We start from the raw sequence: 15,477 nt of genomic DNA, 5'->3' as shown, positions 1-15,477 counted from the left end.
AGCTTAGTACCTTAATAGAAGGATTTATTTTTGGTTGAGAAGGAAGCGACATAGCTATGTCCTCATCGGTTGAACATAAGATTAAGCGATTGTTAGTTGTAGATGACGAGTATTTTAATTATGAAATGCTAAAATCTGCCCTGACCTCAAAATTTGATGTTAGTTATGCTGACTCAGGGAAAAGCTGTTTGGCGTCTGCCATTGCTAACCCGCCGGATATTATTTTGCTTGATGTATGTATGCCAGGCCTAGATGGGTATGATACATGTCGGATGCTTAAGCACACGCCTGAAACTAAAAATATACCTGTTGTTATGGTTTCGGGCTTAGAGTCGCCCTCGGAAAAACAAGCTGGCTTTGATGCAGGGTGTGATGCCTATGTAGTAAAACCGTTTTCGATGGGTACTTTATTTGAGCAAATAAACACGGTTGTTTAAAGGTGATGCATGTTTACTGAAGATAAGCGCAATTTTAGACGTATGCAGGTAAATACGCCTGCGCAATTAACAACAATAGAGCCTGTTGCTGGGCTAAATTATACCGCAGAATGTGTTGATTTAAGTGCCACAGGGTTATCGCTCCATTTAGATGACTTACTTGAGCTCGATACCTTACTACAGGTTAATATAGAATCGACACACCCAAGTATTGCCTCTTTAAATGCCACGGCTAAAGTTATACGTGCTAGCAAAGAAGATGATGGCACTATTACTGCAGGATTAGAAATAGTCCAGTTTAATTAAACTTAATAAACACCTAGCGGCTGGTTTTTGCTATCGCGGGTGTTAAATAACGTTCGATTTTATTACCTACGTCCTTGTAGGTAATAACAATAATTTTTAGTAAACCTTACAAATTAAGCCTTTTAAGTAAAAGCCTTCAGGGTAACTGCCAGCAATAGGGTGATCGGCCGCTTGGTTTAAACGCTCCATAATCAATAGCTCTTTACCTGCATCTAGCGCAGCGTCTGCTACCACTTTTTGAAACAAGTTTTGCTCCATTAATCCAGAGCATGAGAAGGTAAGTAGTGTACCGCCTGGTTTTAATATTTGCATGGCAATCATGTTTATATCTTTATAACCACGACATGCACCGGTTAATTGCGCTTTGTTGTCTGCAAATTTTGGTGGATCCATCACAATAGTGTCAAACTGTTTGCCTTCATCACGGTATTGGCGTAATAGCTTAAACACATCTTGTTTTACAAAATCGACTTTATTTAAATCTAAGTTATTGTGCTCTACGTTACGCTTAGCGGTATCCAGTGCTGGTTGTGATACATCAACGTTAGTGACGTGTGTACAGCCACCACGTAGTGCGTAAAGCGAAAAAGTACCTGTGTAACTAAAGCAATTTAATACGGTTTTATCTTTTGAAAAGCGCTCAAGTGCTGCGCGGCTATCACGTTGATCCAGGTAAAAGCCTGTTTTGTGGCCTTCTAAAATATCTACTTCAAGCTTTAGGCCATTTTCTTCAATAATGACAGGCGCTGATGGTTCGTTGCCCCACAGTACACCTTTAATAGGTTCTAAGCCTTCTTTGGTACGCACATCTACATCTGAGCGCTCATAAATATTCGCACCCGGAAAAATAGCCATTAACGCGCCTACAATTTCACCTTTATGGCGCTCGGCACCGGCACTTAATAATTGGCAAACTAAGGTGTTATCAAACTTATCGATGGTTACACCTGGCAAATAGTCAGACTCAGCAGCGCATAACCTAAAACCGGTTAAACCGCCTTCGGCGATTGCATGCTCACGCGCGTGTAAAGCGCGGCGTAAGCGACGCTCAAAAAAGTGTTGGTCTATTACTTCTTTTTCATCAAAACTCCATACACGGGCTCTTATTTGCGAATGAGGGCTATAAGCTGCGGTGGCTAAAAATTTACCTTCGCTGTCGTGAATGGTGACCGTATCACCTAGGCCTGGTTTACCTTTAATTTTTTTGATGGCTTTTGAAAATAACCAAGGGTGTTTTCTTTTTAATGATTTTTCGCGACCAGCTTGTAGGTAAACGGCAGATGACATAAGGCTTCTCAGTAGTAATAAATAAGCGCTGTATTTTAGTCAAGCATAGGGCAACATACAATGAATGTTTTGCAAGGGAGGTGTAAAGCGCGTTAAAGTACGGATAATTCTCATATAAATTAGTTTTTTGGAACATAACTGTGGCCAACACTGCTTTAAGCCCTGAGTTACAACAGCTTGATTCTCAATGTCGCTCATTTATTACTTCGTTAATACATGCCGATGTAGCACACGACATAACGCATATTGAACGCGTAGTACGTGTTGCCATTCAATTATGTCACGCTGAGAAAGCCAATATGAATATTGTTTTGCCGGCGGCGTGGATGCACGATTGTGTTGCGGTGGCTAAAAACCATCCAGACAGAGCAAAAGCATCCACCATGGCGGCAGATAAAGCCATTGCGTTTTTAAAATCAATTAATTATGACGCCAATTTGTTTGATGATATTCACCATGCTATCGCTGCCCATAGCTTTAGCGCCAATATTGCGGTCAAAACAGTCGAAGCTCAAATAGTGCAAGATGCCGATAGAATGGACGCACTCGGTGCAATAGGTGTTAGCCGCTGTATGAAAGTAGGGGGCTCTATTAACCGCTTACTGTATAACCCTGATGACCCATTTTGTGTTAACCGCGAAGCAGATGATAAAACCTATACCCTTGATCATTTTTTTATTAAATTGCTTCATATTGCCAAGAGCATGAATACGCCTTCAGCTAAAGCCGAGGCACAGCGGCGTACAGAGTATATGTATGCGTTTTTAGAGCAGTTAAAATCAGAAATTGGTCAATAAAATGAGTGCTCCCTTATTATCGGGTATTGATCATTGCCACCTTAATGTTGAAAACATCCAAGAAGCGCTAAAATGGTATAAGCGGGTACTAGGCTTTAGCGTAGTTGAAGAGCTTGCCTTTTGGGATGAAAATGGCAAAGGGCCACTCACACTTGAAGATACCGCAAAAACAACGCGTTTAGCGTTGTTTGAAGCACAAGGTCGAAGTAAAGGGATTGCGTTTGCTGCCACCGGCGCACAGTTTATTTGCTGGGTTGATTATTTAAATGGCTTAAATATAAAAACAGTACTGGCCGATCACGGTGTTACGTTTTCACTTTATTTTAAAGATAACAGTGGGAATAGCCACGAAATAACCTCTCGTGACTACCCGCACATAAAAGCGATATATGGTGATGTAAAACAAGGCTCGCACAAGCGCAATACTTAGTCTTGCTCTTGATATGTATTTTTAATTGCGATTATAGCATCGAGCTTATTTACAAATAAATTGATAAGATGGGGGTCAAAGTGTTTACCCGCTTGTGCTTGCATATGCTCAAGTGCTTCTTCTACACCCCAGGCCTCTTTATACGGGCGTTTTGAGGTAAGGGCATCAAATACATCAGCAATAGCTACAATACGCCCTTCAACCGATATTTGTTCGCCTTTTAAACCATGAGGGTAGCCACTGCCATCCCACTTTTCGTGGTGCTCTATAGCTAATTTATGGGCAAGTTGTAATAGCGGAGATGAAGAATTTGCTAAAATTTGTGCACCAATAACCGCGTGCTGTTTCATGTGGTCAAATTCTTCAGAGGTTAATCGCCCAGGCTTTAATAAAATAGCATCAGGAATACCTATTTTACCTACATCGTGCATGGGGGCTGCTTGGCGAAGTAGCTCGGCTTGATGTTGATCCATACCAAACTCTAATGCTAATAATTTACTGTATTGGCTCATCCTAGCAATGTGCTCGCCAGTGTCTGTGTCTTTGTACTCTGCAGCGCGACCTAAGCGATGTACTAAATCAACATGGGCTTGCTTTAATTGCTCGGCCTGCACAAGCGACAAATGTGTTTTAACTCGGGCGCGCACAATCGCAGGGCTAATAGGTTTAGTTATGTAATCAACAGCGCCAAGTTCAAACCCCTTAAACTCATCGCTTTCATCGCCCAGAGCCGTTACAAAAATAATTGGGATATGCGAAAGAGCGGGTGTACTTTTAACTATTTCGCATACCTCAAAGCCATTCATATCGGGCATCATGATATCGAGTAAAATAAGTTTAGGCTGTTCTTTTTCAAGCAGTGTAAGTGCTGCATCTCCCGATTTAGCAAAAGACATACGGTATTGATTACCTAATACTTCTCGCATAACTTTTAAGTTAGCAGGTTCATCGTCAACGATTAATATACGTGGTTTGTCGTTGCTAAAATCCATTCACTATTCTCATTCTTGGGTAAACTCTTTAATTAAATCGTTTAGCACATGTTGCGCCTGATCAAAGTCAAATTCATCAAACGCGTTTACAACCTCATTTATTTGAGTTTGTAAGTGTGCAGGGGCGTTATTTTCAAGCTGCGCAAGTAAATCATCGTTGAGCTCGGCGCTTTGCGCTTCATGGTGCAACGTTTCACATAGTGACTTTAATTCAGCCGCGCTTAGCGAGCTTTTTTGCTCAGTATCTTCACTCTCAACACGCGTGATTGGTGCACATTCATCGCCTGATATTAATTGGGTTATTGTCTCTAACTCGTCTTTTATTTGTGTTACTAACGTTGTAGATTGTTCAGATGTTTGTTCGTGCTCTAAGTTGGCTAATAAAGACATTAATGTTGTTAGGCCTAAATTACCGGCGACCCCCTTAAGGGTATGTATTAGGCTGGTGGCGTCTTTAATCTCAGATAACTTATTATTAAATAAAATATCAAATCGCCTATTGCTGTCACTTATAAATTTGGCAATTTCGGTTAACTGCTTGCATTTATTACCCCAAAGCATCACACCTTTTTCAAAGTCGATGTGTTTAGCCTCAGGGTCTGATTGGCTAATAACCATATCTTTAGCAATACCTAAGCCAAGCACCTGCGCAATTTCTTGGTTAAGCTGGTTTATATCTATAGGCTTATTAGCAAAGCCATTCATGCCAGCACGTTTAGCTGTAAGTTTATCTTGTTGTAGGACGCTGGCCGTTAGTGCAATAATGGGGGTGAATTTAAGCTGCCTTTGTTTTTCTATGGCTCTAATTTTTGTGGTTGCTTCTATGCCATCACACTCAGGCATGTGAATATCCATTAGAATTACATCAAAATCTTGTTTCTCGAATATAGCAATAGCCTCTAAACCGTTGTTTGCTTTGCTTACCAAATGCTGATCTTTAGAAAGTAATAACGAGAGCAGCTCAGTGTTTTGCTCAATATCGTCCACCACAAGTACCCTTAGCGATGGTAATTGAGTGTGCAGTCCATCGAAATGATCTATTTTTTCTGCATCGCCTTGTTTAAGAGGTAAAGAGAAATAAAAGCAGGTGCCTTTGTTTTCTTCACTAACTAGGTTTATGGTGCCACCCATTAGCTCTACTAATTGCTTACTAATGGTTGTTCCAAGGCCTGTACCACCAAAGCGACGTGTTGTTGTACCATCAGCTTGAACAAACGGCTGAAATATAGCTTTAACGCGGTCTTTAGCAATACCTATACCGGTATCTTGCACTTCAAAAAAGAGTTGATCGGTTTGCGTTGTGCTTACAGTTAGCTCAACCGAACCTTGCTCGGTAAATTTAATCGCGTTACCGATGAGGTTAGTTAAAATTTGCCTTAACCTATCTGGGTCACCATAGTAGGTTGTGGCAACAGAGTCTTTAATGTTTAATTTTAAACGTAGGTCTTTCTTTTTTGCTTCGAGCCAAAATGTCGAAATAATGCTGTCGAGTACTTGCTTCAAGCTAAAGTGGACTGGTTCAATAGTTAGCTTTCCGCGCTCGAGCTTTGCGGTATCAAGCACTTCGTTAAGGAGTCTTAATAATGAACGTGCTGCATTATTTACAGTAACTAAGTGTTTTTGCTGTTCTTGGTTTAACGGTGTGTCCATCAGTAGGTCGCTAAAACCGATTATAGAATTCATTGGCGTACGGATCTCATGGCTCATATTAGCCATAAACGCTTGTTTTGCGTGCGCTGCTTCTTCAGCTTGTAATTTAGCTTGCTCTAGCTTGTCTTCGTATTCTTTTTGCTCTGTAATATCTACTAATACCCCGTCTATCCATTGAGGGTCATTGTCTTTATCACAGGTAAGACTGCCTTTATCTAATACCCAAACAACTTTACCGTTACGGTGGCGAATACGGTATTCTACCGAGTACTTTAAACTCGAGGTCAAAGCTTGCGCTACAGCTTCGTTAACCGTTGGCTGATCTGTTTTTAAAATAAGATCATTAAATTCAATGCAGCTTTCTGTGAACTCTTCTGGTGTGTAGCCGGTTAGCTCAGCCACTATAGGGCTGATAAATAACATGCTCCAGTTTTTATCGTACTTACAACGAAAAGCAGCGCCTGGCATATTGTCCATTAAAGAGCGGTACTTTTGCTCTTTTTCAATAAGACTTTGTTGCATAGCGCGTTGCTCGGTTAAATCGGTAATAAAACCAACATATAATGGCATGTGGTCGGGTTGATTAACCTCTCCAATGCCTAAGCGAATAGGGAAGAGGTGGCCATCTTTGTGTTTGGCTGACACATCTCTATTTATACCGATTACTTTACCTAGGTCTACATTTTTGGCGTTAGACAAATACCCATCGTGGTGACGAGCGATTTCATCAGCCATGAGCATTTTTACATTTTGACCCTGAACATCGCTTTCCCGCCACCCAAAAATTTTGCTAGCAGCATCATTAAAACTCAAAATTATACCGGTGTGATCTATAGTCACAATGCCATCAATAGCAGTGCCTAAAATAGCATTTAGTCGAGATTCATCAGCCGATTTTTCTTCAAGCAGTAGGCGGTATCTAACCATGCCATTTATAACTGCAATAACACAGGTTATAGCAACTGTTGCAGTAGCTACCGCTATGGCGACAAAAGCAAGCTCAGTGGTTGATTTTTGGTAATCGGGTAAAAGCGGTGAGGTTGCAACAAAGCGGGTAGCGGCCATCCCCATGTAGTGCATGCCTGCCACCGCAGTTCCTAATATGACAGCGGTAATAACGCGAGCTTGTATCTGTGATAAATTAGGGAGTAAACGTGTTAAATGATAACGCGTAAAAAGCGCTATAAACGATAAACCAACAGCGACCACAATTGATAAAGCAAACATAGCAGGGTCGTAACGTAATAACGGGGCTAGTTGCATTGCTGCCATGCCGCTGTAGTGCATTGTACCAATACCTGCGCCGAGTAAAATAGAGCAAATAAAAAGGTGTTTGAACGAGCCTTGCGATTTTACTAAAATCGAAAAGGCATATTGACATGCAATAAATGCAGGTAAAAAAGATAAGAGGGTTATGAGCGGATCATAGCTAATGTCTGTACATAACGAAAAAGCCAACATACCTATAAAATGCATGCTCCAGATACCGGCCGATAAAACTGTGGCACCGGTTACATTGGCTAAGCGTTTATAGCTTTCGAACTGTGTTTGTTTTGCTACATCAATTAACCATACGGTAAAAAAGGCAGCAAAAATAGCGGTAATAACCGATAAGCTAACCAGTATAGGGTTGTATGCACCATTTATAATGAGGCTCGGATCTTGGTCGGTTATAAAAAATGCGGAGAGCATAATGACTCTAATTAGTATCTTTATTGAACTAGTTTAATAGATTTATTATATAAATAAACTGTTAATCTAATTATTTATACTATAAATCTGTGAAGTTACCTTTTCTTTTTAAAATATTAACATATGCAGCACGCTTCATTAATAAGGCGTTATTTTGAGTTAATGAATACAATAAAAAATACTGAGCCCATTTATTTATCTGTAAATAACTGCATTGATTAAATAAGGCTTTATAATAGGCTTTTATTTATATTTAGAGCATACACCTTGTTTGAGTATCAGTTAAAGCGCAGCACTAGGCGTAAAACAGTGGCAATAAAAGTAAGCAAAAAACTAGTTACTGTTTATGCACCTACACACGTCCCAAAACTACAAATAGAACAATGGCTGTTTAGTAAAAAAGAGTGGGTAACTGCGCAATTACATAAACAACTTAACGCTATTGATAATCAACAACACCCGTTTAAAAACCAGCAAATAATGGTTTTTGCTAAGCCATATACTATTACTTTTGCTAAAGGGGCACGCTCGCATGTTCAGCAATCCGATAGCGTATTTACTATTTACACTTCTAATCGAGTAACCAAACAGCTTGATAAACGCAAGCAGCTACTTTGCCTTGCTCTTGAAGAAACGCTAACAAACTACATTGAAATGCGCTTGGCTTATTATTGCCAACAGATGTCAGAAGCATTACCGACTAAATTGACGATTGGAAATTATAAACGTAAGTGGGGAAGTTGTAATTCTCGACGAGAGCTAACCTTTAGCCTTAACCTTGTTGGGGCACCTCAGCATATAATTGATTATGTTATTGTGCACGAATTGGCTCATTTAAAGCATTTAAACCACAGCAACGCTTTTTGGAAGCGCGTAGCTAAATTTTATCCCGATTATAAATCTGCATCCGCATGGCTTAAAAACCACGGAGCAACATTGCAGTGGGTATTTGATAATTAGTCTGAAAATGATTTAGATAGAAGCGAAGAAGATATAGAAAATAAGAAGTGGTGGAGGGAGCTGGATTCGAACCAGCGAAGGCTGAGCCGTCAGATTTACAGTCTGATCCCTTTGGCCGCTCGGGAACCCCTCCAATGCAACGGCGCTGATAATAGCAAACTGCGTATTTAAGTAAAGAAAAAAGCTAAAGAAATTTGAAATAAAGCCGATAAATATCTACCAGTTATCATTATCGGCTAAAGACTATGCAAATCGATGATTTGTTAATCACAGAGAGTCAACTAAAGACCAGGCTAAATAAAAGTGTGCATGAAAATCGCAGAGGCGAATTTTCACTTTTATTAGCGATGCTATCGCACGATGCGCTGGATTTTAGTCAATTTCACTTACCAAAAAGTGAAACGCATAGTGCTTATGTAGACGAAGAACAGTTAAGGGAGCGCTTTGGTGCTGGGCCAAAGCAATTATTAGCCCCCGAAAAATTTGATATGAGCATAGGGCAAGAGCACGCGTCTGTGATTGTTCAACAAGGCGAACAAGCAGGTATGATAGCAATAAAATTAAGTCACAGCTTAAACCCTGAGCCACTAGCGATTAGAGATGACAAGTTACATATCCCTTTTACGGTAATCGAGAATTGTGAACCATCAGTACGCAGGCGCTTAAATGACACGCACACCGCGCTTGCAAGTCCACAAATGGACGCCGCCGCATTTTATGACGATTTAACTAATGAGGCTATACATAAACCATTGCTTGTTGCTAACGCATAAAATAATTTAACACTCGTGCGTTTTAAAAGCTTAAAACACCTTATATTTAATAATCGGTTATGCAATAAAATAGAACAATTCCTTTTTTGTTTAAAAAAAGCATCCACAAATTAAATGCAATTGCTATAATGGCTGCAAATGGTATGACTTGAGTGCCATTATCATTAAATCAAGGTAATTAGGAACGTAATGAAGAAAACATTCACGCTAAATCACGAGAAAATCAAATACCCTCGTATGGTTGATGCTGCAAAGCATGAAGTGAAAAAATATTTGAAAAGAGAGCGCAATAAAACGCTACCTGTTGAAGCTGATTACTGGGCATTTGACTGTAAGTTTGGCACAAGTGCCGATGATGCAGAAGTTGTTCACGTAGCTGAAATTAACAACAAGATCAGCGAAATCGAAAAGCAGGCGCTTACTTCATTCTATGTTGAGATTTTAGCTAGACCTGCGCAGCGTGAATCGTACGATTTAGATGATGATGAATAAACCAATAGCAATATTGTAGAAAATGGACCTAAATGGTCCATTTTTTGTTTATGGCAGTTATTAATATATTTAGTGGTATAAAGTAGCGCTTATAGCATTTAGCAATAATGCTTAATCATTTTGAGAGGCTACATGTGGGCTATCAGCGTTAAAAAATTCACATTTATAATAACTTAAGAGCAATTTTTTGCCTAGCTATCAACACGTTTTTCCATCCTCAAAATAGGTCACTTCACTAAGCGGATTAATGGTATTAAATAAGACGCTATTTTTTTCTAAGTGTTTAGCTTACTTTATACACTGTGACACTTTTTATATTTTTTACCGCTTGCGCATGGACAGGGATCGTTTCTGGCAACTTTTATATCGGCGACCGGATTAATAATACCCTCTAAATATCGCCATTCACCGTCTTCTTTTATAAAGTCTGATTTCTCATCTAGCTCACAATATAAGTTTTGGTAAAAATAATATGCGTTAAAGGCAACATAACCTCGCTCATCACTTTGCTGCGTATCGCGCACAACTAATTTTACAAAGCGGCAGCTATTGGCAAAGTCAGCAATTTCATTTACTGGGTTTTGTGCTTGTTTTTCTTTGGCGTAAGTTTTAAATACATAAGATGCATTTTTTAATGCATAAGCACTAAAGCGCGAACGCATTAGTTGCTCAGGTGTTTCTGGGGTTTTTATATCAAGATGATAAGGTTGGCAACAGTCGCCATAATTAAGCTGACTGTTGCATAAGCAAGCGCTGGTACTGGTTACACTCATAAAATACTAATTAACATAGATTAAAAATGTATTTTACCAAGCTTATTGAGTAAGTGATATTGCTGTAGTGCTGGCTTTTTTAGTAAAGCAAAATAGCTTAGCGCTTCTTTTGTTTAAATTAAGCGATAAGTTAACAAGTTGCTGCTCACTTACTATATCGGTCCACGTAATAATGGCTGCAAAATTACCATTATGAAGTGCTGAGTTAAGCACATACTCTAAATTTACTAAATGCTTTTGTCTTATTACAAGCAGTTTGCTGGTATCTATAGAGCAACTATCTAACAAGGCTTTACTAGGCACATGGTCGGGCGCAATTAGTAAGGTCCACGCGTTAGAGCTATTGTATTGGTGCAACACTTTTAGCATCTCAAACGTAGCAGAAATTTCATCTTCTACTTTTATTAAGTTTACCGACTCACTTTCATCATGTTGTTGGTAGCTTTTAACGGTTCTTACGGTAATTGGCTGTAGCATAGGTCTCACTCACTGGGTTTATATACAGTACATGTATACAGTAGTTTATACAGTTGTTGTGTGCAAGCGTTTTTTGCTATTTTTTATACAGTTAATGGTTTTAAAAAATCAAAATTAAAAATAACACTTTAAAAACAGATGGTTATGTTTTTGGCGTGTGAATGAAAGCTGAGGGTGTTTGCAGTACTGTATAAAGTGTAGCAGCGCTATACAGTACTTAGCTGTTAGCTATACAGTAGTTAGTCATTTTTTGGAACTAAGTGGGCAAATTGAATTTGGTGGATTTGCTCATACAAACTGGCTGCATAGCATTGAGCGTCTTTAAAGCGTTTGGTATCGATATATTTTCTTAAATCATCTAATGCAGCGGTTGCCGGTTCATAGCCTTGGCTGCTGGCTAAACTTAGCCATGCTGCAGCGTGAAATACACTTTTTGGTACGCCTTGGCCTTTGACAAAAAATAACCCTAAATAAAACTGGGCGCGATGATTTCCGGCCATTGCGGTAAGGCGCATCCACTTAGCTGCCAACGGTGCTTGGTTATGCTTTAAATAATACAGCGCTTTGTTAAGTGTTGTTTGTTCACTTACATCACTATTGTCGTCAGCACTGTGGTTTGTAGGCTGTGTTACAAAATCTAAAATATTGTTTAATTGCTGCTCTAAGTCTTGTCCGCTAGGCTGAGTGTTATTCATATACTTTCTTTTTTATAGTTTCTACGTCAACAGTTTAGTATATAGCAAGGTAAAATGTCCTGTTTATACTTAATTTTATGGTAAAATCACGTCACTTTTTATTATCACAAGTCTATTATGCTCGAAGCTCTATTTAAACTCCGCGAAAATAACTCCACTGTGCGACGCGAAAGCATTGCTGGAATCACTACTTTCATTACTATGGTTTACATTGTATTTGTAAACCCTGCAATGCTTGCTGAAGCAGGTATGGATCAAGGTGCTGCATTTGTTGCTACCTGTATTGCAGCGGCAATTGGCTGTTTTATTATGGGGCTTTGGGCTAATTACCCTTTAGCACTTGCGCCGGGCATGGGTTTAAACGCATTTTTTACTTATGGTGTTGTACTGGGTATGGGTTATAGCTGGCAAGCGGCATTAGGTGCGGTATTTATGTCTGGTTGTATATTTTTAATATTAAGTTTGTTTAAGGTTAGAGAGTGGATAATTAATGCTATACCGCTAGTTTTAAAGCAGGCTATTGCCACTGGTATTGGTGCGTTTTTAGCGTTAATTGCACTTAAAAATGCGGGTATTATTGTTTCAAGCCCAGCTACATTAGTACAGCTTGGTGATATTACATCGGCAGGTCCTTTACTCGCTATTTTGAGCTTTTTTGTGATTGCAGCTTTGCTTTATCGTGATATAAAAAGCGGCGTACTTATTAGCATTTTGTTAGTAACAGGCATTGCATTAAGCCTCGGCTTAGTTAAATACCACGGCGTAATTTCAATGCCACCATCTATTTTACCTACGTTCATGCAACTTGATTTTGCTGCGGCCTTTGAGCTTTCTATGCTGAGTGTAATTTTTGCGTTTTTGTTTGTTGATTTATTTGATACATCAGGGACCTTGGTTGCGGTAACTCAAAAAGCAGGTTTAGCCGATGAAAAAGGCAATATGCCACGTTTAGGGCGTGCTTTAAGTGCCGATAGTACAGCGACTATTGCAGGTGCAATGTTAGGCACTTCTACCACTACGTCTTATATTGAGTCTGTAGCCGGTGTATCGGTTGGTGGGCGTACTGGTTTAACAGCTGTTGTAGTGGGTATATGCTTTTTACTAATGATGTTTTTTGCACCGCTTGCGCAAATGGTGCCGGCTTATGCGACTGCGGGTGCTATTTTATACGTTGCGGTATTAATGCTGCAAAACCTTAAGTTTGTAAACTGGGATGACATGAGCGATGCAATTCCAGTGAGTGTGGTACTACTTATGACGCCACTTACATTCTCTATTGCGCACGGTATTGCGCTTGGTTTTATATCGTATACTGCGGTTAAAGTACTATGTGGTAAACGTGAGCAAGTGAGTATTAGCGTATGGATTTTAACAGCGTTATTTATTATCAAGTTTGCATTTTTATCGTAGTAGCTAATGTCCATTCTTTTAGTTAAGAGATTTAATTTGAAGGTGGATAAACATTTATTATTTAGTCGCTATCACTTATTGCCACTGCATTGTTATACCTTGCGTTTCTATGCAGAGGCAAATGAGCGTTTATAATGTGGTTAGCGCTAGGTAGTGCCTTAAAATACGTTAGTATTTACCCATTGGTAAAACAGCTTAACAGATACAAAAAAGCCCATACATTATGCATGGGCTTTCTTTTGGGTATTTAAAATTACCATTTCTTTTTAGGTGCAAATAATACGTCTAAGTCATCTTGCTCTGCTTCTGCTTTTTTCTTCAAGGCAGTGGCGTTTGAAGCTTTTAGTTCGCTGCTTATTTCTTCTAAATAGGCTTCAACTTCTTGACGTTTTGCGTTGACGTATTCATCAGAATAACTAACGGCACTAAGTGTGGCATAGGCTTTTTCAAAATATTGCCTAGCAGAGCCCACCATGCTCGCTGAACGAGCAGATAAACCGCGTTTAATTTGGCTTTCTATATTAATTCTGAGCTGTAACTTTTCAAGGCGCTTATCTTCTGCTGCAAATACTTGGCTATCTACACGCCCTTTACTGTGCTCAGAGCGCATAATAGCTCTAAGCTTTTTTATGCCCTGAATTAGCGACACTAACTGCTTATCGTTACTTGGTAACGATAAATTGTCGCTGCTATTACCTTCAACTGCACCACTTAGCTTTTCTTTAGCTTCGTTCATTCTACTTTTTAATGCTTTAGAATTAGGTGAGTGGTTTACCATCGCGTTTAGTGCTTCGTAACATCTACGTTGTAAAACGCGTATAATGTTTTCAGAAAGCGGAATATTAGCGCTATTCATCAGTGCTTCTTCGGTTTCTTCAATTATCGCTTTTTGTTTTGTTAATTCTTTGCGACGTTCAATTTCTTGCTTTTCTTTATGCTGTTGTACAGCGCTTACCCACAGTGCAATCACTATCAGTGCCACTATAAGCACAATTATAATCGAAACGATCATGGCTTAATTCTCGGATTCATAATCTATTTTTTTATATTACATCAAATATATGCTTTGAGGGTAGCTTTGCGCTGATTAACTTAAAAATATGTTAAAAATTAGATATAAGAATAATGTATTATAAGTTGAACCTGAATAAACATCGCTATCTGCAGCGGATTTATTGTGCTAGCCTTAATGCTTGAATAATGAAAATATACATGCTTACTTTGCCAAGTTTTACTAAATTTAACTTGGTTTTGCTTAGTATTACCATCATATAAGCTTAATAATAACGTTAAAAACTGCCACCATGAAATTACAACAACTTAGATACATTGTAGAAGTTCAAAACCATAAGCTAAACGTATCAGCAACTGCTGAGAGTTTATTTACCTCACAGCCTGGTATATCTAAACAAGTGCGCATGCTTGAAGATGAGCTAGGTGTACAAATTTTTGGCCGCAGTGGTAAGCATTTAACGCATGTTACAGGTGCCGGCGAAGAAATAATTAACATTTCTCGCGAAATTTTATCTAAAGTCGAAGGTATAAAAGCGGTTGCTAATGAGCACACGCTGCCTGATCAGGGTAAACTAAATATAGCCACAACACATACGCAAGCACGTTATGCTTTGCCAAGTGTTATTCAGGGCTTTATGAAAAAATACCCAGCTGTTTCGCTGCATATGCATCAAGGTACACCACAACAGATTTCTGATGCGGCAGCGCGCGGTGACGCAGACTTTGCCATTGCAACTGAAGCACTTCATTTATACTCAGATTTAGTTATGCTGCCTTGTTATCATTGGAACCGCAGCATTGTGGTGGCAAAAGATCATCCACTAGCACAAAAGGCCGACAATTTAACCGTTGCTGATATAGCGCAGTATCCGCTTATTACGTATGTATTTGGTTTTACTGGCCGCTCTGAGCTTGATAAAGCATTTAATGCGCACGGCCTTGAGCCACACATTGTGTTTACTGCAACCGATGCCGATGTAATTAAAACTTATGTAAGGCTAGGGTTAGGTGTAGGTGTAGTCGCTTCAATGGCCGTTGATCAATTAAGCGACACAGATTTAGTATGTATTGATGCCAGCCATTTATTTGAAGCGAGCACAACTAAAATTGGCTTTAGAAAGGGCAGTTTTTTACGTACTTATATGTATGACTTTATTGAGCGTTTTGCCCCGCATTTAACTAAAGAGCGAGTAGAGCGAGCAAGCTTATTACGCAATCAAGAAGATATTGATGCGTTATTTGCCGACATAGAGCTGCCAGTAAAATAGTAAGATCTTAATTATATAAATACT

General features: G+C 39.3%; 16 protein-coding genes and 1 tRNA gene. 9 read left to right on the top strand and 8 right to left on the bottom strand.

What is annotated here, in order from left to right:
* The first annotated feature begins 56 nt into the window (after positions 1 to 56).
* The gene (locus WDB87_RS09395; protein WP_024034218.1) at positions 57 to 437 is read left to right on the top strand and encodes a response regulator; all 381 of its coding nucleotides are present in this window, start codon (positions 57 to 59) and stop codon (positions 435 to 437) included.
* Between the two features lie 9 nt (positions 438 to 446).
* Positions 447 to 743 carry a PilZ domain-containing protein gene (locus tag WDB87_RS09390; protein WP_004589184.1) on the top strand — a complete coding sequence of 99 codons (297 nt, stop codon included), beginning with the start codon at positions 447 to 449 and terminating at the stop codon, positions 741 to 743.
* 96 nt (positions 744 to 839) lie between these two features.
* Here WDB87_RS09390 and WDB87_RS09385 read toward each other — a convergent pair whose 3' ends face one another.
* Positions 840 to 2,030 carry a class I SAM-dependent methyltransferase gene (locus WDB87_RS09385; RefSeq protein ID WP_337849733.1) on the bottom strand — a complete coding sequence of 397 codons (1,191 nt, stop codon included), beginning with the start codon at positions 2,028 to 2,030 and terminating at the stop codon, positions 840 to 842.
* Positions 2,031 to 2,170: 140 nt separating this feature from the next.
* Between WDB87_RS09385 and WDB87_RS09380 the strand changes: the two genes are divergently transcribed.
* A complete protein-coding gene (locus WDB87_RS09380; RefSeq protein ID WP_286244746.1) occupies positions 2,171 to 2,827 on the top strand; it encodes an HD domain-containing protein in 657 nt (218 codons plus the stop codon).
* Between the two features lies 1 nt (position 2,828).
* A complete protein-coding gene (locus tag WDB87_RS09375; protein WP_337849732.1) occupies positions 2,829 to 3,257 on the top strand; it encodes a VOC family protein in 429 nt (142 codons plus the stop codon).
* Here the strand turns inward: WDB87_RS09375 and WDB87_RS09370 are convergent.
* Positions 3,254 to 4,249 carry a response regulator gene (locus tag WDB87_RS09370; protein WP_286244744.1) on the bottom strand — a complete coding sequence of 332 codons (996 nt, stop codon included), beginning with the start codon at positions 4,247 to 4,249 and terminating at the stop codon, positions 3,254 to 3,256. The two genes, WDB87_RS09375 and WDB87_RS09370, sit on opposite strands and share 4 nt — an antisense overlap.
* A gap of 9 nt (positions 4,250 to 4,258) precedes the next feature.
* Positions 4,259 to 7,591 carry an MHYT domain-containing protein gene (locus tag WDB87_RS09365; protein ID WP_337849731.1) on the bottom strand — a complete coding sequence of 1,111 codons (3,333 nt, stop codon included), beginning with the start codon at positions 7,589 to 7,591 and terminating at the stop codon, positions 4,259 to 4,261.
* 309 nt (positions 7,592 to 7,900) lie between these two features.
* Between WDB87_RS09365 and WDB87_RS09360 the strand changes: the two genes are divergently transcribed.
* Positions 7,901 to 8,551 carry a M48 family metallopeptidase gene (locus WDB87_RS09360; RefSeq protein ID WP_286244742.1) on the top strand — a complete coding sequence of 217 codons (651 nt, stop codon included), beginning with the start codon at positions 7,901 to 7,903 and terminating at the stop codon, positions 8,549 to 8,551.
* Between the two features lie 48 nt (positions 8,552 to 8,599).
* On the opposite strand, the gene WDB87_RS09355 is transcribed toward WDB87_RS09360, so the two are convergent.
* A tRNA-Tyr gene (locus WDB87_RS09355) sits at positions 8,600 to 8,684 on the bottom strand.
* Between the two features lie 112 nt (positions 8,685 to 8,796).
* Between WDB87_RS09355 and WDB87_RS09350 the strand changes: the two genes are divergently transcribed.
* Positions 8,797 to 9,324, top strand: coding sequence for a VC2046/SO_2500 family protein (locus WDB87_RS09350; protein WP_337849730.1), 528 nt, complete (start codon positions 8,797 to 8,799; stop codon positions 9,322 to 9,324).
* A gap of 189 nt (positions 9,325 to 9,513) precedes the next feature.
* Positions 9,514 to 9,816, top strand: a complete 303-nt coding sequence (locus WDB87_RS09345; RefSeq protein WP_286244740.1) for a DUF6172 family protein — start codon at positions 9,514 to 9,516, stop codon at positions 9,814 to 9,816.
* A 293-nt stretch (positions 9,817 to 10,109) separates the two neighbouring features.
* Here WDB87_RS09345 and WDB87_RS09340 read toward each other — a convergent pair whose 3' ends face one another.
* From WDB87_RS09340 to WDB87_RS09330, 3 genes are all read right to left on the bottom strand, one after another.
* Positions 10,110 to 10,589, bottom strand: a complete 480-nt coding sequence (locus WDB87_RS09340; protein ID WP_286244739.1) for a YchJ family protein — start codon at positions 10,587 to 10,589, stop codon at positions 10,110 to 10,112.
* 42 nt (positions 10,590 to 10,631) lie between these two features.
* Positions 10,632 to 11,066: a SulA-like leucine-rich domain-containing protein gene (locus tag WDB87_RS09335; RefSeq protein ID WP_337849729.1), complete on the bottom strand. Its 435-nt coding sequence runs from the start codon at positions 11,064 to 11,066 to the stop codon at positions 10,632 to 10,634.
* Positions 11,067 to 11,305: 239 nt separating this feature from the next.
* On the bottom strand, positions 11,306 to 11,761 hold the full coding sequence (locus WDB87_RS09330) for a sel1 repeat family protein (protein ID WP_337849728.1): 456 nt from the start codon (positions 11,759 to 11,761) through the stop codon (positions 11,306 to 11,308).
* Between the two features lie 117 nt (positions 11,762 to 11,878).
* Between WDB87_RS09330 and WDB87_RS09325 the strand changes: the two genes are divergently transcribed.
* Positions 11,879 to 13,171 carry an NCS2 family permease gene (locus WDB87_RS09325; RefSeq protein ID WP_337849727.1) on the top strand — a complete coding sequence of 431 codons (1,293 nt, stop codon included), beginning with the start codon at positions 11,879 to 11,881 and terminating at the stop codon, positions 13,169 to 13,171.
* 253 nt (positions 13,172 to 13,424) lie between these two features.
* Here the strand turns inward: WDB87_RS09325 and WDB87_RS09320 are convergent, their stop codons facing one another.
* A complete protein-coding gene (locus tag WDB87_RS09320; RefSeq protein WP_337849726.1) occupies positions 13,425 to 14,183 on the bottom strand; it encodes a hypothetical protein in 759 nt (252 codons plus the stop codon).
* A 292-nt stretch (positions 14,184 to 14,475) separates the two neighbouring features.
* Between WDB87_RS09320 and cysB the strand changes: the two genes are divergently transcribed.
* Positions 14,476 to 15,453, top strand: a complete 978-nt coding sequence (gene cysB, locus WDB87_RS09315) for an HTH-type transcriptional regulator CysB (protein ID WP_337849725.1) — start codon at positions 14,476 to 14,478, stop codon at positions 15,451 to 15,453.
* The last annotated feature ends 24 nt before the right edge of the window (positions 15,454 to 15,477 follow it).

Origin of the sequence: Pseudoalteromonas sp. C12FD-1 (assembly GCF_037414265.1) — a bacterium.
Lineage (GTDB): Bacteria > Pseudomonadota > Gammaproteobacteria > Enterobacterales > Alteromonadaceae > Pseudoalteromonas.
The sequence above is the reverse complement of the archived record's forward strand: the minus strand, read 5'-3'. Positions and strand labels throughout refer to the sequence as shown.

Excerpts from the sequence above, each read along its gene's own strand:
- WDB87_RS09395 (WP_024034218.1), top strand. The coding sequence starts at position 57 with ATGTCCTCATCGGTTGAACATAAGATTAAGCGATTGTTAGTTGTAGAT.
- WDB87_RS09390 (WP_004589184.1), top strand. The coding sequence starts at position 447 with ATGTTTACTGAAGATAAGCGCAATTTTAGACGTATGCAGGTAAATACG.
- WDB87_RS09385 (WP_337849733.1), bottom strand. The coding sequence starts at position 2,030 with ATGTCATCTGCCGTTTACCTACAAGCTGGTCGCGAAAAATCATTAAAA.
- WDB87_RS09375 (WP_337849732.1), top strand. The coding sequence starts at position 2,829 with ATGAGTGCTCCCTTATTATCGGGTATTGATCATTGCCACCTTAATGTT.
- WDB87_RS09370 (WP_286244744.1), bottom strand. The coding sequence starts at position 4,249 with ATGGATTTTAGCAACGACAAACCACGTATATTAATCGTTGACGATGAA.
- WDB87_RS09365 (WP_337849731.1), bottom strand. The coding sequence starts at position 7,591 with ATGCTCTCCGCATTTTTTATAACCGACCAAGATCCGAGCCTCATTATA.
- WDB87_RS09350 (WP_337849730.1), top strand. The coding sequence starts at position 8,797 with ATGCAAATCGATGATTTGTTAATCACAGAGAGTCAACTAAAGACCAGG.
- WDB87_RS09345 (WP_286244740.1), top strand. The coding sequence starts at position 9,514 with ATGAAGAAAACATTCACGCTAAATCACGAGAAAATCAAATACCCTCGT.
- WDB87_RS09340 (WP_286244739.1), bottom strand. The coding sequence starts at position 10,589 with ATGAGTGTAACCAGTACCAGCGCTTGCTTATGCAACAGTCAGCTTAAT.
- WDB87_RS09335 (WP_337849729.1), bottom strand. The coding sequence starts at position 11,066 with ATGCTACAGCCAATTACCGTAAGAACCGTTAAAAGCTACCAACAACAT.
- WDB87_RS09330 (WP_337849728.1), bottom strand. The coding sequence starts at position 11,761 with ATGAATAACACTCAGCCTAGCGGACAAGACTTAGAGCAGCAATTAAAC.
- WDB87_RS09325 (WP_337849727.1), top strand. The coding sequence starts at position 11,879 with ATGCTCGAAGCTCTATTTAAACTCCGCGAAAATAACTCCACTGTGCGA.
- WDB87_RS09320 (WP_337849726.1), bottom strand. The coding sequence starts at position 14,183 with ATGATCGTTTCGATTATAATTGTGCTTATAGTGGCACTGATAGTGATT.
- cysB (WP_337849725.1), top strand. The coding sequence starts at position 14,476 with ATGAAATTACAACAACTTAGATACATTGTAGAAGTTCAAAACCATAAG.